This is a genomic window from Solihabitans fulvus (assembly GCF_008386585.1).
GTDB classification, from domain to species: domain Bacteria; phylum Actinomycetota; class Actinomycetes; order Mycobacteriales; family Pseudonocardiaceae; genus Solihabitans; species Solihabitans fulvus.
In genome coordinates this window covers 144,870-164,827 of the sequence record NZ_VUOB01000042.1, presented here as the reverse complement: position 1 = coordinate 164,827, position 19,958 = coordinate 144,870, and the positions used below count along the sequence as shown (strand labels likewise).

The window sequence follows — 19,958 nt, the reverse complement described above, 5'->3', positions numbered from 1 at the left end:
TAGACGCGACGGTCTACTAGCTTCGGCATCACAGGCTTCGGCACCGCAGGCTTCTACGCCCCTCGCGTCTGCGTGGCAGGTTTCCGCGCCACTGACTTCGGCGCCGCGTGCTTCCGCGCCGTTCGCTTCGGCGCGGCAGATTTCCGCACCGCAGCCTTCGGTGTCGCTGCCCTCCGCACGGTCGGCTTCCGCATGGCCGGCTTTCGTACGCTCGGCTTCCGCACGGCTGGCCTTCGTGCTGCTGTCTTCGGTGTTGGTGACTTCCGCGTTGGTGACTTCCGTGTCGACGCCGCGCGCATCGACGCCGCGCGTGTCGGTGTGGTGAAGCGACGCGCGTTCCGGCGCGACTCGCGGCGAGCCGGCACCGCCGGACCTCGTCCGTTCCAGGTCGGCGAGTCCTGGAGTCCTGTCGCGCGGAATGGCGAATTCCGGTGCGGCGCCGCGCAGATCGAGACCCATCGAAGTCGCGAGTATCGGATCCGTGCATTCCGCGGTCATGCCGCCCACGCAGGCCCCAGCCGACCCGAGATCACGCGGAGCGGCGGTGTTCTCCGGCGCCGCGTTCTCCTGCGCCGCCCGTAATGTTGCTGCTCCGGCGAGTTCGGCTGGACTCACCACACTTTGTGTCGCTGAGGACGGCCCGCGTTTGCTCCGCTGTGTCGGTGCCATCGCGGCGGCCTCCCTCACCACGGAAACGGCGCGAGCGTGGGGCTCAGAACAACATGCCTTCGGTATCGGTCTCCAGGTCGAGCAGTGCGCGCTTCACTTCTAGGCCGCCCGCGTAGCCGACGAGCGCACCGGTCGAGCCGACCACTCGGTGACACGGCACCACGATCAGCACGGGATTCCCTGCCATCGACCCGCCGACCGCCCGCGCCGCCGTAGGCGGCAGGTCCAACTTCTTGGCCAGCGTCCCGTAGGTCGTTGTGCTGCCGAAGCCCACCACGTCCAGCGCCAGCAACACACTGCGGTCGAAGGCCGACGCCAACCGCAAGTCGACCGGAACGGTGAAGCCCTGCAACGTCCCGGCGAAGTAGGCGTCCAACTCCGTGCGCGCCAACGCGAGCAGGCTGGCCTGACGCGTTCCGGCCGCCGCCTCCTCGTCACGCACGTCGCCGACGAACCGTGCCGCCACGGCCTCCGGCGGCAGGAAGCAGCAGGTCGCCAACCCCACCTCGGTGACCGCGAGACTCAGCGTGCCGACGGGTGTCTCGTGCGTGGCCACCACAACCAGGCCAGGGGTCCCCGCCCCCGCGCTCGCCCCCGGGTCCATCGCTGCTCCGTCACCCAGCGAAGAACCGCCCGGTGCGGTGCTGTCGCGAGCCGGAGACTCCTGCGTGACGTCGCCCCGCGCCGAACCGTCCTGAGGTGAGCTGTCCTGCCTGGCCTGTTCCGTGCCGGCGTGAAACGAAAGCACTGCGTTCTCCGGAGTTCTCATTCGCTACGGTCCTCGGGCATTGCGTCGTCGGTCGTTCTGGCCGCCATACGGCCTCGTCTCGCGCGACGCACGCGCCACGCGGAGTCCGGGTCATTGCTTGCCGCGTCACGCACCCACGGCGTCGCCGGTCGCGATACCGGGCCGGCAGTGCAGGCACGGCCGGTAGCCGTGCTCCGCGGCCTGCTCGATGTTGCGGAAGCCCTTGCGGTGTTTGGCGGTGATGCGCCGAGCATGATGACAGGTCGGGAAGCACACGATGCCGGTGGTGTCGCTGCCCAGATAGAAGATCCTTTCGCTGGCCAGCTCGCGCACCTCGTCCAGGTTGACTGCCTCGGCGCGCAGCAGCCGTTCCTTGGCCTGCGGGCCGAACACGTACTCCCCGGGAACGCCGTCCGACCGCGTCACCCGGTGGCACGGGATCAGCACGGGCACGGGATTCCGCCCCAGCGCCGTACCCACCGCCCGGACCGCCTTCGGCCGGCCGATCTCCTTGGCCACCCACCCGTACGGCCTGGTCTGCCCCGCCGGGATCTGGGCCGTCACGGTCAGTACGGCACGTTCGAAGTCGGTCAGCTGACCGAGGTCGAACCGCAGCGGTCTCGTGCGACCCGTTCGCACTGCGGGCAGCAGGCCGGGTGGGGGACGGTCGGCGGCCAGCAGCGGACGTTCGAACCTGGCGCGGAAGGACTCCAGGAAGACCGTCTCGTCATCGCCGACGGCCTCCGCGGTGCGCACGTAGGAGATGCCTTGGTCGCTGAACGCCACGTAGAGGTCGCCGGTCGGGCTCGTGACCCTGCACCACTGTGCGAAGATCCGAGCGGACAGACTCGCCGGCGGATCCACCGCGAGCGCGGCGAGCGCGGCCTCCAACTCGTCCACCGGAGGGCTCCCGCCACCATCCCGGTCGATGATCACCATTGCCCTCTCCTCCCTTCGGCAAGCGACCTGTTTCCGCTGCGTGCCCTGTTTCCGCTGCGCGCCAGCCCCGCTCGGTGTGCCAGCCCCGCTCGGTGTGACCGTGTCACCGGGGCACCTCGTACAACTCTCGCACCGCATGCTCGGCACGCAGGCGTCTCAGCCCGCGCGAGACGTGCGACTTCGCCGTGCCCGCCGGACACCCGATCGCCTCGGCCACCTCCACGACGGACAAGTCGCAGACGTACCGCAGCACGAGCGCGAGCCGTTGCGCCGCCGGCAGGCCTACTACCAGGGTGGCGAGCAACCGACGATCCTCCAGGCGGCTGACGGTGTCTGCCACCGGGTCGGTCGCCGACCGAGGCTCCACCTCGCCGTCCAGCGGGACCTCGCTGGGCTGGCGGGCGCGGTCGCGCACCTGGTTCCGCCAGGTGTTCAGCGCGACGGTCATCAGCCAAGCCCTCGGCTGCAACGCCATGATCCGCCGCCGGTCATAGCCGCGCAGGGCCCGGTACGCCCGCAGGAACGTCTCGGCCGCCAGATCCTCGGCGTCCACCGCATGCCCACAGGCCCGGAGCACGGCGGAGTAGACCGGCCGCTGAAAGACCCGGACGAACTCCGCGAAGCCCACGTCGAGATCGTCGGCCAGCATGCTGCGGAGCCGCTCCGTCTCGGCGGCGTGCGCTTCCTCGCCGTTGGCATCCACGCCCATAACAGGTAGAACACCGAACGCCGCCGTCTGGATGCAGTTCGCCGCGAGCAGTTTCGGACCGGGCCCGCCGCGACCGACCGCCGTTGCTCACGGCTGCGCTCTGTCTATGCCGCCGTCCATGCCCAGCTGCGCCCCGTCCATGACGCCGTCCATGCCCAGGTGCACTCCGTCCGTGCCCAACGGTCGCCCGTCGAGCCGCACGATGTCGGCAGCGTCGACCAGCGCGGCCTGCGCCTCGTGCCCGCTGTCCGCAACGGCGATCACGCAGCCGTACCTGGCGATGTACCCGCGCGGCGGCAGCCGCAGCCGAGCCCCGTCAGCGGCCATCGGAAACGCGGTGTGGATCGGCGGCACCACCCGGTCCTCCCGCACCGTCACCGACACGACTTCGGTGTCCCGCTCCGGATACAGGAACCGCACCGCGGCCACGGCGCGCCGCGAGCGGTCGACCTCGGGCTCCCGTCCGGCAGCCACGTCGGCGGCAGCCATCGCCGAGTCCACGCCACCGGCCAGCCACCCGAGGTACGGGATCAGGTCGCCACCGAGCCGCGCGTTGACCTCCAGCAGCACCGGCCCGCGTTCGGTCAGCCGGAACTCGGTGTGCGTCACCCCGTTGAGGAACCCCAGCGCCCGATGGCTGCGGTCCAACAGCGTCGTCAACCGGTCGTCCGTCAGCAGCGGGTCCGCCGCGTCGACCAGATGCCCCACCTCCTCGAAGAACGGTTCGAAACCAACCTGCTTTCGTGCCACCACCAACGGCGTGCACACGCCTTGGTAGAAGACGCTGTCCACGCTGATCTCCGGCCCGTCGACGTACTCCTCGACCAGCACGCCGTCGCGATAGACCGGGACGTTCGGGTACGACGCCGCGCTCGCCGCCGCGTAGGCGTCCGCCAACTCACCCGGGGTGTTCGCGCGCCGCACCCCCATGCTGCCCGCCAGGCCACGCGGCTTGAGCACGACGGGATAGCCGATCCGTTGGGCCGTCACCCGTGCCTCAGCCAGCGAGGCGACGGCGGACGACTCCGGCTGCGGCACCTCCGCAGCTGCCAGGGCAGCGCGGGTGGTCGCCTTGTCCCGGCACGCGGCGATGGCCGCGGGACTGTTGCCCGGCACGCCCAACGCCTCCGCCGCGAAGGCCGCCGGCCACACCAGACCCTCGTCGTAGCAGAACACCCCGGCGACCGGGTGCGCGGCCGCGACCTCGAGCGCCGCTGCGACCAGCTTGTCCTGGTCGGTGTTGTCGACCATCGTGAAGCCCGTTAAGTAGGGCTCCTCCCAGGACACCTCGGTCGGTTGTAACAGCCACAGCCGATACCGACGGGTGACCGAGCGCAGGATGAACTCGCGGTTTCGCCGCGCGCTGCTGCCGATCAGGAGGAGCAGGGGGCGCTCGCCCTGCTCCTGCTGCGGATCGTCGAGACTCAATGAACTCACCTCCAAGGTCAGTACTGCCGGTCGGGTGTGGCAGGGGTTGGTTGGGGCTGTATGAGAGAGAACACCGAGGGGGTCGGTTCGGTTGCGGTTGAGGGATGGGTGATTCGGGAAATTCTGGAGCGGGTGCTGCACTGGGTAGAACACCCGAAGTGGACATTCGGTTGCAGTGAAGTGTGGACGCAGTGCGCGGACGGGTGGTGCGGACAGGCGGTCGGGTAATGAACACCGACTCGGGGCATGTCGTTGCGCTGACCCATGCTCCGCCAGCGCCCACCTCGGCATCGACGGATGGCGGGTGTCTGTCGTGTCCTGGAACCAGCCGTGTCCTAGGACGCGGCGAGCTCGGCCTCCAGCTTGGCGAGCGCGATCCGCCGCACGGAGGTCGCGGCCTGCTCGGCCGGGCTCATCTCGCCCCAGGTGCGGTCGTGGCCGTCCGGCACGAAGATTGGATCCCAGCCGAATCCCATGACGCCCCTCGGCCGCTCGGCGATCCGGCCGCGGACCTCGCCGTGGAACGTGCGTGCCGTCTCGCCGTCATACAGGCAGAACACCACCTCCGCGGTGGCGGAACGGTCCTCGTGCCCATCGAGCAACCGAGTCAGACCGCTGTTCTCCAGTTCCGTGAGGAACCACTTGATCAGCGGTCCGGGCAGCCGGCCGAGCGCGTGGAAGGTCAGCGACGTGTCTTCCACCAGAACAGGTGAACCGAGCACTCGGTACGCCTCCCTGGCCTTGTGCTCGGCCACGTCGTGCGGATCGAGCGACTGGATCTCGAGAAGGTCGACGTCCTGGTGCGCCACGGGGATGCTCAGGTGGTAGCCGAGCTGTTCGGCCTTGCCCGGGTTGCCGGTCACGAAAGTGAAGCTCGTCAACATCCGATCATCATATGTGCGCGACGATCTGTCACTCACGGTGTTCGCCAGGGCGCTGTCCGAAACATGAATTCTGTCTATGTCGCCCGATTGGACGCTGGCAGGTGACTGTCCGTGCAGCAGGGTGGAGGCAGCGGAGCGCGTTGGGGAGCGGGCGCCGTCGACCGGGGGGTCGCGCTGGGGAGTGGCGCTGTCCGGGCATGTCCCGCGTCCCGCACGTCGCGTCGCCGACGAAAGCCGCCGACCGGTGGCTTGACGATCACCGCCAACCGTCGCTGGGGAGCGACGAGATCGTTGGCACGTAGGGGGAAGCATGACCGAACTCATCGACTCGACCGTGTCCTGGGTCGAGCCGCGGCACGCCGTGGTCGGGGAGGCCGAGGCGATCCTCGGCGGGACGCTCACGCCGTACCTGGATCCGATGCGGGTGCCGCCGCTGCTCCGTCCCCGGCCGCAGGGCGACGTGTCGCACGTGACCGTGCGGATGCGCGCGACCTGGGCGCGCCTGCACTCGGAGCTGCCGCCGAGCCGGGTGTGGGCCTACGACGGGCACTTCCCGGGTCCGACCATCGAGGTGCGTCGCGGCCAGCGGCTGCGGGTGTCCTGGGCCAACGAGATCACGGGCGACTACCCGTTGCGGCACGTCGCGGTGGCGGCGAGCACCAGCAACCCCGATCCCATGGGGCGAGCGGGTCGGGACGGAGTCGAGGCGGACCCGAAGGTCGCCGCGTTGCCGCCGTGGACGGTGGTGCACCTGCACGGCGCCAGGACCAACGCGGGCAACGACGGTTGGGCGTTCAACGCCGTGCCGACCGGTGGCGCGCAACTCGCCGAGTATCCGAACGACCAGCCGGCCGCGACGATGTGGTACCACGACCACGCCATGGGCGTCACCGCGCTGAACGTGCAGACCGGACTCGCCGGGATGTACCTGATCAGGGACGACGAGGAGGACGCGCTGCGGCTGCCGAGCGGCCCGCACGAGGTGCCGCTGATCCTGTCGGACCGCAATCTGGACACGACTCCGGACGGTCAGCTGACCGGTCAGCTGCTGCACAAGGTCCAGCGGCTGACGAATGCGGCGGGCGGCGAGGTCGACACCAATTTCCGTGGGCCGTTCACGCTGGTCAACGGGACGATCTGGCCGCACTTCGAGGTGGACGCGCGGTGGTATCGCTTCCGTGTGCTCAACGCGGCGAACGGACGTTTCTACTCGTTGCGGCTGGTGTACGAGGACGGTTCGACCGTGCCGCAGGAGTTGATGCGCAGGGCGGTGTGGCAGATCGGCACCGACAGCGGACTGCTGCCCGAACCGGTGTCCATTCCGGATGGTGGGCTGACGCTGGCGCCGGCCGAGCGGGCCGATCTGCTGGTCGACTTCAGTGTGTTTCGCGGTCGCAAGGTCAGGTTCGTCAACGCCCTTGACGACGGCGCGGTGCTGGAGTTCCGGGTCGACGATCAGCAGGTGGGCGACCCGTTCGCATTACCGCGCAAGCTTTCCGGCTCGTTCGTTCGGCTGACCCACGATTCGCATCCGCACGAGCACCGGTGGCTGGTGCTGACGCTGCCGGCCAGCTCCGGGATGCCGGAGCTGTGGGAGATGGCGATGACCGACGACCGTTCGCTGGCGGGCAAGGCGACCGACGGCGTCATCGAGGTGTTGTTGCCCGGCGCCAAGGAGACGACGCTGTTGCGGCGAGTGGCGAAGATGTTCGAGGACACGGTGAACTTCTTCACCGACCTCGGCGGCTGGGAACAGTGGAACATCCTGAACCTGGGGCCGATCACTCATCCGGTCCACATTCACCTGACGGCGTTCCAGTTGTTGTCCAGGGACAGCTACGTGAATACGTTCGAGCAGGCCACCGATCCGGCCGGCGTCCCGATCGAGGGCACGGCGGGTCCGGTCACGCGCGCCGCCGTGGAACCGTTGCCGGACAACGAGATTGGCTGGAAGGACGTCATCAGGGTCGCGCCGAACCAGCTCGCGACGGTGTTCGGCCGGTTCGACGGCGGCACCGGTGAGTTCATGTACCACTGCCACATCCTCGAGCATGAGGACGAGGGCATGATGCGCCCGTTCGTGGTGATGCCGAGGGAGATCCTCGACTACCGGCCCATGGGTGGCAAGCCCATGCCCATGTAGCACTGGTGGCCTGTGGAGCCAGGACCCCGGAGCCGCGCCGCTCCGGGGTCCTGGCGCATGCGCGCTCGGGTCGCCTCTGGCGAACCAGCTCTCCGGGCACACCCGTCCATCCCGATCCAAAATTCCCTGCAACCGTTTCTCGCCATCGGTGTTCTAAAGAGCAGACACACACATCACCTCAGTCCAGAAAGGAGAGTGGTCAGCGTGAGCCACCAGGCAGGAGCGGCGTGTACGGCGGCCGTCGTTCCGATCGAGTCACGCACCGCCAGGGCCCGGTGCGCGCGAGAGCCGGGCGGCTCGTGCTGCCCTGCGCCGGTCCGTGGTCGGCGCGTCGAGGCGCCATCGTCGGCGCGGGGGAGCGTGGTAGAGCGGGTCATGCGGCCTGGAAGGGAGGAAAGGGTGCGGTCGCGCTGCGGTGGCCAACGGTACGGATAACATCCGGTTTTCACACGACGCCTGAGGTGGACCGACGATGGCCAAGCCGCGTGCCGCAGTGAAGACCTCACTCCTGCGCCGCATCAACGCCGGCCTGGTGCTGGAGTTGCTGCGCGACGTCGGTTCGCTCACGGTCACCGAGGTCGCGGAGCGCGCCGAGCTGTCCCGGCCGACGGTCGACGCGGTCGCCGACGACCTCGTTCGGCTGGGGCTGGTCGCCGAGGCGTGGCAGGAGGAGCGCAGGCGCGGTCGTCCGGCGCGCCGGCTCGCCTTCCGACCCGAGGCGGGTCACGTGTTGGCGATAGACGTGTTCGACGAGGGCGTGCGGGTGTTCGTCGCCGATCTGGCTGGGCGGGTGGTCGCCCGGGCAGAGCGGCCCGTGGGCCGTACGGTCGGTCGGCCCGAGCGGATCGCCGAGATGCACGCCGCCGTCGCCGACGTGCTCGGGCGGGCCGCGATGTCGATCGACGACGTCCTCTCGATCGGCGCGGCCACACCCGGCACCGTGGACGTCGCCACCGGCACCGTGAACTACTGCGCCGCCATGCCGGACTGGACGGGCCTGGAGCTGCGGACACTGTTGGAGTCGACGTACGGGCGGCGGGCCGCCGTCGGCAACGACGCGAACCTCGCGGTGATCGGCGAGCGCTGGCGGGGGTCCGCGACGGCCGTCGACGACGTGGTGTTCCTGATCGCGGGATACCACGCCGGCGCGGGCATCATCGTCGGCGGTCACCCCGTGCAGGGCTTCGGCGGCGGGGCCGGTGAGCTGGGCTTCCTCGGGCTGTGGGAGGAGGTCGACGTGCGTGCGCACAGTGCGCTCGCGCTACAGACCACCGAGATCGTCGCCGAGCTGGTCGAGCAGTCCGCGCCGTGTGCGGCCGGGTCGGCGGACTGGCGGGACACGCACGACCCGTCGACGGGTCAGGTCGACACGGCGGCGGTGCTCGCGGCGGCCCGGCACGGCGACACCGAGGCGGTGCAGGTGCTCCAGCGGTTCCTGGCGCGCACCAGCTACGCGATCGCGATCGTCGCGCTGGTGCTCAACCCGGAACTGATCGTCGTCGGCGGCGCCATCGCGAAGGTGGGCGACCAGCTGCTCGAGCCGCTGAGCAAGCTGGTGCGGCTGATGACGGCCAACATGGTGCTCACGCCGCCGAGGGTCGTGCTCAGCGCGCTCGGCACGAACGCGGTGGGCACCGGGGCGCTCCGTCGCGCCCTTGACCTGGTCGAACAGCGGTGGCTCGACGAACTCGGCGACCCGGTTGCCGTGGCCGAGCCGTGATCACGCTCGCAGTCCGAAGCCCGTCCGAAGCCTTGACGCCCGTGCTTGGCTCCGGCAACCTTTGACGAAAGGACCTTTAGAAAATGCTCGCGCCGGTTGAGTGACGCCGTGGTGGGCTGGGCGGGGGAGGCTGGCGCGATGATGCCGGAGGTAGTGCGTCAGACCGCGTGGCGACGCGACGACGTGCGCGAACGCCTGGCCGAGCTCGTCGCGGACCTGCCCGACGGGGCGCGGCTGCCCGCCGAGCGGGACCTCGCGGACACGCTGCTCGTGTCACGGACCACCGTCCGGCAGGCCACCCAGGAGCTGGTGGCGGTCGGTCGGCTGGCCAGGCGGCACGGCAGCGGGACCTACGTGTGCGGCCCCAAGGTGACCTTCCTGCTCGAACCGGGTGTGCGGGGCACGGTCGTCGGGCCGCCAGAGGCGGTGCTCAAGTCGTGCCGGGTTCGGCACAGTTCGGTGCCGGCCGTGGTCACCGGGCAGCTCCGCGTGCCGAAGGGTGTCGGCGTGCTGGAGGTCGGCCGCTCGTGGCTCGTGGGTGATGTGCCGTTGTGCGTGGAGAGCAGCTACCTGCTCGACCGGGACTCCGTGGTGGTGAGCATCAACGGGGCGCCGGAGGGTGCGCGGAGCGTGGACACCGCCGTCGAGCATCGGGCCGCGACCGCTGCCGAGGCGGACGAACTGTTGGTGCGCGCGGGGACGCCAGTGTTCGCGGTCAACCGCCGCTACTACGACGACACGGACAACACGGTGTCGGTCGCGGTGCTCGTGTGTCGGGCCGACCGCTGCTCGCTGTTGCTGAGGTCCGCGCTGCCGCGCTGATTCGGCTGGTGGGATTTCATCCGGTGGGCCGACGTTGTCAGGTGCGCCGCGGATAGGTGTGCCGCGGATGGGCGCGCCACGCCGGGCGTGCGTGCGGTCACTGGGCTGTGAGGGCCGTGGGTGCGGCACTCCCAGGGTGCACGGCGCACTGGTTCGGTGACGTGGTCAGCGCGATCGTTGGGGTCACAAAGCCAGTGACCGCAACGGAGACCGACATGCACGACGCGAACACCGCACCAACCACCGTCATCGGGTCGGCTCGCATTGAGCTGCGTCGCGAGTACGACGAGCCCGCCGATGCCATGTGGCGCCGGATCCACGACTTCTACGCGATCGCAGACTGGCAGCCGGTCCTGGGCTACAGCGCGAGGATCGGTGACCGACTGCGCGAGTGCGTCGTCGCCGACAGTGGTGAGCGGTTCGTGGAGCAGCTCGTCGACCAGGGTGAGCGCCACTATCGCTACCGGATCGTGGATGGACCCCGGTACGTGACGAACTACTGCTCCACCATCCGCGTCGACGACCTGCCTGACGATCGCTGCGCGATCACATGGGTGTCCACCTTCGACTCCGGTGAGATGTCCGAGGACGAGGGCGCGGAGCTGTTCTCCGGCTTTCTGTTGGCGGGCCTGGACGCTCTCGACATCGCGGTGCGGATTCGCGCCGTGGTGGGGATGTGGGTCACGGCCGACGGGCACATTCGTCAGGAGTTGCGGGCGGACGGGCGTTACGACGAGGCGCGCGGTGCGCGGGGGAGCGCGTACACCGGCCGCTACACCGTGACGGGCAATCACCTCGACTACGTCGACGACAGCGGCTTCACCGCGACGGGCGATGTCCGCGACGGTGTGCTCCACCACGAGGGTCTGGTGCTGTACCGCGAGAGGTGAACGGCCTGCGCGTCCGGGACCGGAGCAGACAAAGGTGGCCGGAGCAGACAGAGGTGGCCGGAGCAGACAGAGGTGGCCGGAGCAGACAGAGGTGGCCGGAGCAGGCCGAGGTGGTTGGGGTAGGCCGAGGTGGTTCTTGCCTTGGCCGCTTGGCCGGGCTGTTGCTGACTCGCGCTGGTCATGCGACGGCCGGACCACCGGGGGCATGCCGTCCCGTGGTCTGTTGGCGTGCGCTGCGCTCAGCCGAGCGCGATCGCGAGCTTCTCGAGGTGGTCCATCCCCTCCTGCATGCCGCCTTCCATGCCGGAGTTGATGTGTCCGTCGCGGGATTCCTTGTCCGCGTGCTGAACGAGGAGGGTGAGGGTGGTGCGACCGTCCTCCTCGGTGAGCTCGAGCGTGGTCAGGGCCTCGCCGTCGGGGATGGCCTCGTAGACCTCCGTCGAGACGATGCGCTCGTTCGGCACGATCTCGCGGTACTCGCCGTGGAACGCGACCTCGAAGCCGCCGTTCGCGGTCATCACGTACCGCCATGTGCCGCCGACCCGTAGGTCGACCTCGGCGATCGTGACCTCGCCCCGGTCGCCGCTCCACCAGCGCTTGATCAGGTCCGGCGTCGTCCACGTCTGGTAGACCAGGTGTTTGGGGGCGGCGAACTCCCGGGTGATCAGGATCTGGGTGTCCGTCGGAAGCGTGACCACTGCCGTACCGCTACTCGCCACTGCCGCCATCGCTGCTCTCCGTTTCCTCGAGTTCGGCTTCCTCGAGTTCGACCAATCGGCCCAGCTCAGTGTCTCACCAGTTGGACGGCGCGTAGTCCTTCAGGAAGCAGCCGTAGACGTCCTCGCCCGCCTCGCCGCGCACGATCGGGTCGTAGACCCTCGCGGCGCCGTCGACCAGGTCGAGCGGGGCGTGGAAGCCCTCGCTGGCCAACCGCACCTTGGTCGGGTGCGGCCGCTCGTCGGTGATCCACCCGGTGTCCACGCTCGTCATCAGGATGCCGTCGGTCAGCATCTCCTCGGCGCTGGTCCTGGTGAGCATGTTCAGCGCGGCCTTCGCCATGTTCGTGTGCGGGTGGCCCGGCCCCTTGTAGTTGCGGCTGAACTGGCCCTCCATGGCCGACACGTTCACCACGTACTTGCGCCGCGCCACCGCCGAGGCCATCGCCGGGCGCAGCCGGCTCACCAGGATGAACGGCGCCGTCTGGTTGCACAGCTGGACCTCCAGCAGCTCGACCGGGTCCACCTCGTTCACCCGCTGCGTCCAGCTGTTCACCGAGTGCAGGTCCGGCACCAGGCCGCCCGCGTCGATCGCGATCTCCGCCGCGACCCGGTCGAGCGACGCCGAACCCGCCGTAAGGGCCAGCGCGGTCAGCTCGGCGGGGGTGTGCCCCGAGTTGGTTGGCAGAGCGCCGACCAGGGCCGCCGGGTGGGCGTCGCTGGTGTGGCCGAACGTCGTCAGCTCCGGCAGCGGACCGTCCGGCAGCGGCGCGGACTCCGCCTCGGCCAGCGGGGCATACGCCCGAGGAGACCGCCGGACCGTCTGCGCCGCGTTGTTGATCAGGATGTCCAGGGGCCCCTGCCCGGCGACCGAGTCGGCAAGGGCCACCACCTGCGCCGGGTCGCGCAGGTCGATGCCCACGATCCGCAGCCGGTGCAGCCAGTCCGCGCTGTCGGGCATCGCGGTGAACCTGCGCACGGCGTCGTTCGGGAACCGCGTGGTGATGGTGGTGTGCGCGCCGTCGCGCAGCAGCCGCAACGCGATGTACATGCCGATCTTCGCGCGCCCGCCGGTCAGTAGCGCCCTGCGGCCGGTGAGGTCCGTCCGCGCGTCCCTGCGGCTGCGGTTGAGCGCCGCGCACGGCGGGCACAGCTGGTGGTAGAACGCGTCCACGTCCACATACCGCTGCTTGCAGGTGTAGCAGGCCCGCGCCCGGATCAGGGTGCCGGCCGTCGCGCCGGTCGCGGTCGCCACGAGCGGGATGCCCTGGGTCTCGTCGTCGATCCGCGCGGGCGAGCCGGTGGCGGTCGCCTCGGTGACGGCCTGGTCGGCCGCGGAGACGGCGTCGCGGCGCTCGGTGCGGCGGCGCTTGCGGACCGTCTTGTACAGGCGCGCGGTCGCGCGGCGGACCCGAACGGCGTCGGGGTGTTCGACCGGCAACCCGTCGACCTCGGCCAGCACGCGCAGGCAGACCTCCAGCTGTGCGGGGTCGATGCCTCCCTGGTCCGTGCCCAGCTCGGTCATGCCGTCCTCACACACAGTCATGCCAACTACCGTTCATATCGCGTCTGTCGTGGCCGAGTGGCCTCCGAACACTCTACGGGGTGGGCGTCGACCAGTGGTCCGCCTGCCGAGGGGCACCACGACGGCCCGCACGCCGAGGGGCGGGCGGGTCGTGGATTGGCGCGGTCAGTGGTCGCGCGGGTCGGCGTGCCCCTGCTGCTCGGCGAGGAACTGCTCGAACTGCGAGCCGAGCTCGTCCGCGGTCGGCAGGTTCTCGGCGTCGGCGAGCAGGCTGTCCTTGCCGGCCGCGTCGGCGAACGCGTCGTACTGCCGCTCCAGCGCGCGCACCATGTCGGCGACCTCGTCGGACTCGCTGACCTGGCGGTCGATCTCGACGTTGGTCCGCTTCGCCGCGTCGCGCAGCGCGTCGGCCGGCAGCGCGAGCCCGGTGGTCCGCATGATCGAGTCGAGCAGGGTCAGCGCGGCCGTCGGGTAGCTGGCCTGGGCGAGGTAGTGCGGGACGTGCGCGGCGAAACCGAGCGCGTCGTGGTCGCTCTGGCCGAGGCGGAACTCCAGCAGCGCCGCCACGCTGCCGGGCACCTGGAGGCGGTTGTGTACCGGCTGGTAGTCGCCGACCAGCTCGGGCCGGGACGCGTGCGCGGTCACGCCGAGCACGCGGGTGTGCGGCACGCCCATCGGGATTCCGTAGAACCCGACGGTGTTGCGCAGGTCCCAGCGGTCCATCAGCGCGGCGACGGCCTTGGCGAACCGCTCCCACTCGTGGTCCGGCTCGGGGCCGGTCAGCAGAAGGAACGGCGTGTCCATCGAGTCGTGCAGCAGGTGCACGACGAGTTCGGGAGCCTCGTAGTGCTCCCAGTGGTCTGTGACGTAGGTCATGGTGGGACGGCGGGAGCGGTAGTCGATCAACCGGTCCACGTCGAACCGCGCGACGACCCGGTGCTCGAACTGCTCCAGCAGATGCTCGACGACGAGGCGCCCGGCTCCGCCCGCGTCCATGAACCCGTCGAAGTGGTGCAACAGCACCGCTCCGGCCAGCTCAGGCGCGTCGTAGTCGACCTCGTACAGATCCTCCGGATCCCCCACCACAGCCTCCAAACAGCCCGTCCAAGGTCCCTGTTCTACCTTCCAACGTGTGGCGGCGGCGAATCCATCCCCGTTCACCGACACCAGCTGGCGTCGATCGCGCGTTTCTCGAACTCGTCCCGGTGCTCCGCGCCGATCGGGACGAATTCCAGGTGACTAGCGCAACTCGCCGAGGACCGCGTCGCTGAACGGCGGCCACGCGGCGATCGCCCACTCGCCGAAGGGGCGGTCGGCGAGCGCCACGCACGCCACGCCGGCCGCCGGATCCACCCAGAGGAACGTGCCGGACTGGCCGAAGTGCCCGAACGTGCTGGGTGAGTTCAGCGCGCCCGTCCAGTGCGGGCTCTTGTGGTCGCGCAGCTCGAAGCCGAGGCCCCAGTCGTTGGGACGCTGGGACCCGTAGCCGGGCAGCACGCCGTTGAGGCCGGGGAACGCGACCGTGGTCGCCTCGCCGAGCAGCTCGGCCGACACCAGCTTCGGCGCCTGCAACTCCGCGGCGAACCGAGCCAGGTCCGCGCAGGTGGACTCCCCGCCGGCGGCCGGGCTGCCCGGCAGCGTCGACGAGGCCATGCCCAGCGGTTCGAACACGGCCTCGGCGAGGTACCGGTCGAACGGGATCCCGGTCGCGTCCCGCACGAACTCGGCCAGCACCTCGAAGCCCGTGTTGGAATAGATCCGCCTGGTGCCCGGCGCGGCCTGCACTGCGCGCTGGTCGAACGCCAGCCCGGAGGCGTGCGCGAGGAGGTGCCGCAGCGTCGAGCCGTCGGGACCGGCAGGCTGGTCCAGCTCGACGGCCCCCTCCTCGACGGCGACGAGCACCGCGTAGGCGGTGAGCGGCTTGGTCACCGACGCGAGCGGGAACCGCCGATCCTGGTCGCCGTGTCGGCCGAGGATCCGGCCGTCCGCCGCGACAACGGCGACGGCGACGTTGTCGACCGGCCATGCCGCTGCGGTCTGTGCGCTCTGCATGCGCGTGAGGTTACGAGACGCGCGGAAGCCCGACACCGCAGGCCCGACACCGCAGGCCCGGCGCGTGCATGCGGGCCAAGCTCAGGAGCTCTCAGTGCGACGGACCCGACAGCCACTCCCGCACGACCGTCTCCAGTTTGCGCATCGCGGGGGCGGAGGGGCTGGCCTCCAGGCTGCGGACCGTGTCGAACAGTTCGGTCAGGCCGTTGTCGTGGTCCAGGCACGCGCGCACCAGTCCGAACACGTGCCACCTGGCCCGAGAGTGGTGCGGCACGGCGTTGGCGATCTCCGCGGGAAGGGCCTCCAGCACCAGCCGAAGACCGTTCTCGTCGCGCATGATCGGCAGCGCCAGCAGCGCGTCCACCAGCTCGACCAGGGAATTCGTTGATCGCTGCGGGACTTCGGCCGGCGTCGACGTCGAATCACCTGACGTCGTGGGGAGATGCGTGGGTGCCGGCTCTCCCGGTGGCGCCTGACCCCGTTCGGTGCCGTTCGCGGGGTTGAACATTCGCAGCCAGGCGACCGTCTGTGTTTCCTTGACAGCAAGGAATGTCTGTCGGTAGGCGTCCGGTTCGGTCGCCGGGTCGGCGCAGATCACCTCGCGATAGAACGGATCCGAGGCGATGACCGCGAGCAGGCCGTTCGACCGCGCCAACTCGGTCTTGGCCGTGGGCGCTTCAAGGATGCGGAAGGCGAAGTTGAGCGCGTGGCCCACCTTGCCCTGCCCGTTGTCGCGGAGGTCGCCCGCGTGCAGCGCCAGCCGGAGCCGGATCCGCGCCTCGCTTGAGCTGATCGTGTTGTACCGCAGCAATGCGGCCACCACTCTCGGCGGCAACGCGTCCGCCAGCCTGGACTTGGGCACCGATGGCGGCACCAGGATCATCGCGCCGTCGCCCCGGTCCTCGACGTGGCACGCGGCCAGGTCGATGGCCGCGTCTGCGAACGCCTGGTTCATGATCTCGTAGAGGCCCTTGTGCGCGGCCTGACGGTGGTAGTCGCTGCGTGCGGACCCGCTGAACCCAGCGATGTCGAACAGCACGATGGCATGGTGTAGAGCTGGCGCGGGTTGTGGCACAGGGCATCACTCCCGTCGTGGCGCGGCGTGGCCGAGACCTTTCGGGGATTGTGCCGCACCGCCGGACGGGCGGTGTCCCCCTTTGGTGAGGGCGTCAGCCATTGTGCGGCAGGTGAAAGCCGGACAACCTGGAGTCCGCGTCACTTCGAGCACCGCGAGGGAGTGGCATGGACGGCGCGCACGGGTTTCCGAACGACAGTTTCTGGGCGAGGTTGGGGCCGGTCGAGCGCGCGGTGGTCGAGCAGACCGCCACCCGGCACGTCTTTCGCCCCCGTGCCGTCATTTTCCATCAGAGTGAGAAATCCGAGCACGTGGTGGTGCTGCTGCGCGGACACGTTCGGGTGGACATCAGCTCCCGGCGGCCGTCCGAGGTGATGGTGGCCGTGCGGGGGCCCGGCGACGTGCTCGGCGAGCTGGCCGCCGTGGACGGCCGGTCGCGGTCCGCGACGCTGCGCGCGGTGGACCAGGTGGAGGCGCTGATCGTGTCGGCCGCGCGGTTCTCCGCGCTGTGCCGCTCGCAACCGCGCATCGCCTGGGTGTTGTTGGAGGTCGTGGTCGGCAGGCTGCGAGAGACCGACCGGCAGCGGGTCGACTTCGGTGGAGGCACTGCGGCGCAGCGGGTTCACGCACTGCTGCTGGAACTCGCCGTCCGGCACGGCGTGGTCACCTCGAGTGGAATCGACATCGTCACGCGCGCCTCGCAGCAGGAACTCGCCGCCATGGCGGCCACCTCGCGGGAGTCGATGGCCAGGGTGCTGCGGGACCTGCGCGAACGCGGGCTGGTCAGCACCAGACGCCATCACATCGTGATCCACCAGCTGACCGAGTTGCGTCGCCTCGCCGGATGAGTTCGCCGTTCTGCGTCAGGTGACACAGACGAACGGCACAGCCCTCACTAGACAGGGTGATGACGCATTCCGACTTGGAGGGCAGCACATGAGGACTCTGGATCGTCGTCGCGATCCACGACGGGCCGGCAGTTGTCAGCTGGTACTGAGCACCGTGTTCATCGGCCTGGAGGTCTGGGCGGTCGTCGTGGTGCTGACCACCGTGCAGGTCGACGGCGCCACGAGCGTCGCGCTCGCCCTCGCGCTGGCCGGCGCCATGGTCGCGGTGCTCGACGCGTGTCGCTCGTGGCGCTCGCTCGGCCGCGAGAGCCGTTGAGGACAGCACCCCTTCGCTGGGTCACACCACGCTTGTGCACATCAACCGACTGACGGACCGGTACCGCCGGCGTGTGGGGTACGGCGGTCCCGGTCCTGCCCCCGAGACGAGGCTGATCACCATGACCACGAACTCCACTGCGGTGGACCGCGAGCTCATCGAGGCCGCCAGCGAGGTGGCGAAGAACTACTGTTTAGGTGAGAACCACACCGTGGCGTCGGCCGCGCGGTCGCGGGACGGCCGGATAATCGTCGGGGTGAACGTCGCCCATTTCAACGGTGGCCCCTGCGCCGAACTGGTGCTCATCGGCACCGCGGCGGCCCGGGGCGCGTACGACCTGGACACGATCGTCGCGGTCGGCGGCCGCGACTGCGGCGTGCTGCCGCCGTGCGGCCGCTGCCGGCAGGTGCTCGTCGACTACTTCCCCTCGATCGACGTGATCATCGGGACGCGGGACCTGCCCAGGCAGGTGAGCATCGCCGAACTCCTGCCCGACGCGTATCTCAGGGCTGGTTAGGAAATCCTGGGCAAAGCGATCTTTGCTGGTAGGACACCCAGAGTTCGGCAGGCGGTCACCGAGGTGCCGGGTGGCTGCGGGTTGCCGGTAAGTCGGGGAGGGCAGGGTGCGGCCAACCCCGGCATGCGGATCTCTCGACGCCGCAGCCTGATCAACAACGAGGAGACACGATGGGTCTTCGTCAACGCAGCGCCGGCGCGCTCGCGGTCGCGTGCGCCCTGGCGGCGGTCACCGCCACCACGGCCGGCGCCGCGCCCCAGGACGACCGGCATCGGTCGGACCGGCACGTGTTGCTGCTCAGCGTGGACGGCCTGCACCAGGCCGACCTCGACTGGTTTGTGGCGCACCACCCGGACTCCGCGCTTGCCAAGCTGGTCGGCAACGGGGTGGCTTACACGCACGCGCAGACGCCGGTGCCGTCCGACTCGTTCCCCGGCATGGTCGGGCAGGTGACCGGCGGCAACCCGGCGACCACCGGCGTCTACTACGACGACAGCTTCAACCACGCGCTCCTGCCGCCCGGCACCACCACGTGCACGCCGGGCCAGGCGACCGGCACCGAGGTCAGCTACACCGAACTGCTGGACAAGGATCCGCTGTCGCTGGATGCCGGCCAGGGCCTCGCCGGCCTGCCCGACAGCATCCTCCAGCTCACCGGCGCGCCGCAGACGCTGATCGACCCGAGCAAGCTGCCGGTCGACCCGAAGACCTGCAAGCCCGTGTACCCGCACCAGTACCTCAAGGTGAACACCGTCTTCGAGGTCGCGCGGCAGCACGGCCTGCGGACCGCGTGGTCCGACAAGCACGCCGCGTACGAGATCCTGAACGGGCCGTCGGGCACCGGCGTGCAGGACCTGTTCACCCCGGAGATCAACAGCCAGGCCGCCGGCGCGCCGAGCGGCGTCGACTGGACCAAGGACAACGCCAAGACCCAGCAGTACGACGGGTACAAGGTGCAGGCGGTCCTCAACGAGATCGACGGCTACGACCACAGCCGCGGCACGAGGGTCGGCGTGCCGGGGATCTTCGGCATGAACTTCCAGTCGGTGTCCACCGCGGAGAAGCTGCCGAAGTCCGGCGGCCTGGCCGGCGGTTACCTCGCCGACGGCGTGACCCCCGGCCCGGTGCTGTCCAGCGCGCTGGACTTCGTCGACCAGAAGGTCGGCGCGCTGGTCGGGGAGATCGCCAAACAGCACCTCGCCGGCAACACCACGGTCATCCTGTCCGCCAAGCACGGCCAGTCGCCGACGAAGCCTGCCGAGCTGACCAGGATCGCCGACGGCAAGCTGATGGACGGGCTGAACGCGGCGTGGAAGGCGGCCCACCCCGGCGCCGGTGACCTGGTCGCCCAGTCGACCAACGACGACGCCATGATGGTGTGGCTGACCGACCGATCGCAGGCCGCAGCCGACTTCGCCAAGAAGTTCCTGCTGGCGCAGTCCGGCACCGGCACCGACATCGACGGCAAGCCCAAGGCGTTCACCGCGTCCGGCCTGGCGACGGTCTACGCGGGTGCGGAGGCCGCGCGGTACTTCCACGTGTCCGCTGGCGACTCCCGCGTGCCCGACCTGTTCGGCGTGGTGCAGCAGGGCGTCGTCTACACCGGCGGCAAGGGCAAGATCGCGGAGCACGGCGGCGCCGCGCCCGCCGACCGGGATGTGCCGTTGGTCGTGTCCGGCGCGCACGTCGACCACCACGAGAAGGTCACCTGCCCGGTGGAGACCACGCAGATCGCGCCGACCATCCTGCGGCTGCTCAACCTCGACCCCTCCGCGCTCCAGGCCGTTCGGCACGAGCACACCAGGGTGCTGCCCGACCTCCGGTAACGGTCCTCGGTAACGCTGACGAGCCTCGGCCCGCCTCGGCCCCTCCAATCCGGGAGGGGACGGTGCGGGCCGAGGCGTGTCCGGGCGGTGCTGCCAGGCGTGTCCGGGCGGTGCTGCCGGGCGTGGCGCGT

General features: G+C 70.0%; 19 protein-coding genes and 1 pseudogene. 9 read left to right on the top strand and 11 right to left on the bottom strand.

Going from position 1 to position 19,958, the window contains the following annotated elements; translation table 11 throughout:
- The 6 genes from F0L68_RS24590 to F0L68_RS42630 form a co-directional block, all read right to left on the bottom strand.
- Positions 1–615, bottom strand: a 615-nt coding sequence (locus F0L68_RS24590; protein WP_223199094.1) for a hypothetical protein, incomplete at its 3' end; no start/stop codon positions are given.
- Positions 616–712: 97 nt separating this feature from the next.
- Positions 713–1,273, bottom strand: a complete 561-nt coding sequence (locus F0L68_RS24585) for a methylated-DNA--[protein]-cysteine S-methyltransferase (RefSeq protein WP_149852152.1) — start codon at positions 1,271–1,273, stop codon at positions 713–715.
- Between the two features lie 270 nt (positions 1,274–1,543).
- Positions 1,544–2,356 carry a methylated-DNA--[protein]-cysteine S-methyltransferase gene (locus F0L68_RS24580; RefSeq protein ID WP_149852151.1) on the bottom strand — a complete coding sequence of 271 codons (813 nt, stop codon included), beginning with the start codon at positions 2,354–2,356 and terminating at the stop codon, positions 1,544–1,546.
- A 103-nt stretch (positions 2,357–2,459) separates the two neighbouring features.
- Positions 2,460–3,065: an RNA polymerase sigma factor gene (locus tag F0L68_RS24575; RefSeq protein ID WP_223199093.1), complete on the bottom strand. Its 606-nt coding sequence runs from the start codon at positions 3,063–3,065 to the stop codon at positions 2,460–2,462.
- Positions 3,066–3,152: 87 nt separating this feature from the next.
- The gene (locus F0L68_RS24570) at positions 3,153–4,493 is read right to left on the bottom strand and encodes an ATP-grasp domain-containing protein (protein WP_223199092.1); all 1,341 of its coding nucleotides are present in this window, start codon (positions 4,491–4,493) and stop codon (positions 3,153–3,155) included.
- 335 nt (positions 4,494–4,828) lie between these two features.
- On the bottom strand, positions 4,829–5,377 hold the full coding sequence (locus F0L68_RS42630) for a non-canonical purine NTP pyrophosphatase (protein ID WP_188316796.1): 549 nt from the start codon (positions 5,375–5,377) through the stop codon (positions 4,829–4,831).
- A 310-nt stretch (positions 5,378–5,687) separates the two neighbouring features.
- Between F0L68_RS42630 and F0L68_RS24560 the strand changes: the two genes are divergently transcribed.
- The 5 genes and pseudogenes from F0L68_RS24560 to F0L68_RS43645 all read left to right on the top strand — a co-directional run bounded on the left by F0L68_RS24560 (position 5,688) and on the right by F0L68_RS43645 (position 10,952).
- Entirely contained in the window at positions 5,688–7,520 is a 1,833-nt protein-coding gene (locus tag F0L68_RS24560) for a multicopper oxidase family protein (RefSeq protein WP_149852148.1), read from the top strand.
- A 472-nt stretch (positions 7,521–7,992) separates the two neighbouring features.
- On the top strand, positions 7,993–9,240 hold the full coding sequence (locus F0L68_RS24555; protein WP_149852147.1) for an ROK family transcriptional regulator: 1,248 nt from the start codon (positions 7,993–7,995) through the stop codon (positions 9,238–9,240).
- A gap of 96 nt (positions 9,241–9,336) precedes the next feature.
- Entirely contained in the window at positions 9,337–10,062 is a 726-nt protein-coding gene (locus F0L68_RS24550) for a GntR family transcriptional regulator (protein WP_149852146.1), read from the top strand.
- Positions 10,063–10,277: 215 nt separating this feature from the next.
- Positions 10,278–10,691: pseudogene (locus F0L68_RS43650) on the top strand (SRPBCC family protein); the annotation flags it as partial.
- A gap of 45 nt (positions 10,692–10,736) precedes the next feature.
- Positions 10,737–10,952, top strand: coding sequence for an Atu4866 domain-containing protein (locus F0L68_RS43645; protein WP_223199100.1), 216 nt, complete (start codon positions 10,737–10,739; stop codon positions 10,950–10,952).
- Positions 10,953–11,191: 239 nt separating this feature from the next.
- Here the strand turns inward: F0L68_RS43645 and F0L68_RS24540 are convergent, their stop codons facing one another.
- The 5 genes from F0L68_RS24540 to F0L68_RS24520 all read right to left on the bottom strand — a co-directional run bounded on the left by F0L68_RS24540 (position 11,192) and on the right by F0L68_RS24520 (position 16,284).
- Positions 11,192–11,650 (bottom strand): SRPBCC family protein, encoded by a 459-nt coding sequence (locus tag F0L68_RS24540; protein WP_306463180.1) that lies wholly within the window; start codon positions 11,648–11,650, stop codon positions 11,192–11,194.
- Positions 11,651–11,744: 94 nt separating this feature from the next.
- Positions 11,745–13,214, bottom strand: a complete 1,470-nt coding sequence (locus tag F0L68_RS24535; protein ID WP_188316795.1) for an SDR family NAD(P)-dependent oxidoreductase — start codon at positions 13,212–13,214, stop codon at positions 11,745–11,747.
- A gap of 144 nt (positions 13,215–13,358) precedes the next feature.
- Positions 13,359–14,279 carry a proteasome assembly chaperone family protein gene (locus F0L68_RS24530; protein ID WP_438672313.1) on the bottom strand — a complete coding sequence of 307 codons (921 nt, stop codon included), beginning with the start codon at positions 14,277–14,279 and terminating at the stop codon, positions 13,359–13,361.
- A gap of 153 nt (positions 14,280–14,432) precedes the next feature.
- A complete protein-coding gene (locus F0L68_RS24525; RefSeq protein WP_149852142.1) occupies positions 14,433–15,245 on the bottom strand; it encodes a serine hydrolase domain-containing protein in 813 nt (270 codons plus the stop codon).
- Positions 15,246–15,336: 91 nt separating this feature from the next.
- Positions 15,337–16,284, bottom strand: a complete 948-nt coding sequence (locus tag F0L68_RS24520; RefSeq protein ID WP_149852141.1) for an effector-associated domain 2-containing protein — start codon at positions 16,282–16,284, stop codon at positions 15,337–15,339.
- A gap of 203 nt (positions 16,285–16,487) precedes the next feature.
- On the opposite strand from F0L68_RS24520, the gene F0L68_RS24515 reads away from it, so the two are divergent.
- From F0L68_RS24515 to F0L68_RS24505, 4 genes are all read left to right on the top strand, one after another.
- A complete protein-coding gene (locus F0L68_RS24515) occupies positions 16,488–17,168 on the top strand; it encodes a Crp/Fnr family transcriptional regulator (protein WP_149852140.1) in 681 nt (226 codons plus the stop codon).
- A gap of 154 nt (positions 17,169–17,322) precedes the next feature.
- Entirely contained in the window at positions 17,323–17,484 is a 162-nt protein-coding gene (locus F0L68_RS42625) for a hypothetical protein (RefSeq protein ID WP_188316794.1), read from the top strand.
- Between the two features lie 121 nt (positions 17,485–17,605).
- A complete protein-coding gene (locus F0L68_RS24510) occupies positions 17,606–18,001 on the top strand; it encodes a cytidine deaminase family protein (protein WP_149852139.1) in 396 nt (131 codons plus the stop codon).
- A 170-nt stretch (positions 18,002–18,171) separates the two neighbouring features.
- Positions 18,172–19,827, top strand: a complete 1,656-nt coding sequence (locus F0L68_RS24505; protein ID WP_149852138.1) for an alkaline phosphatase family protein — start codon at positions 18,172–18,174, stop codon at positions 19,825–19,827.
- Positions 19,828–19,958: the final 131 nt, after the last annotated feature.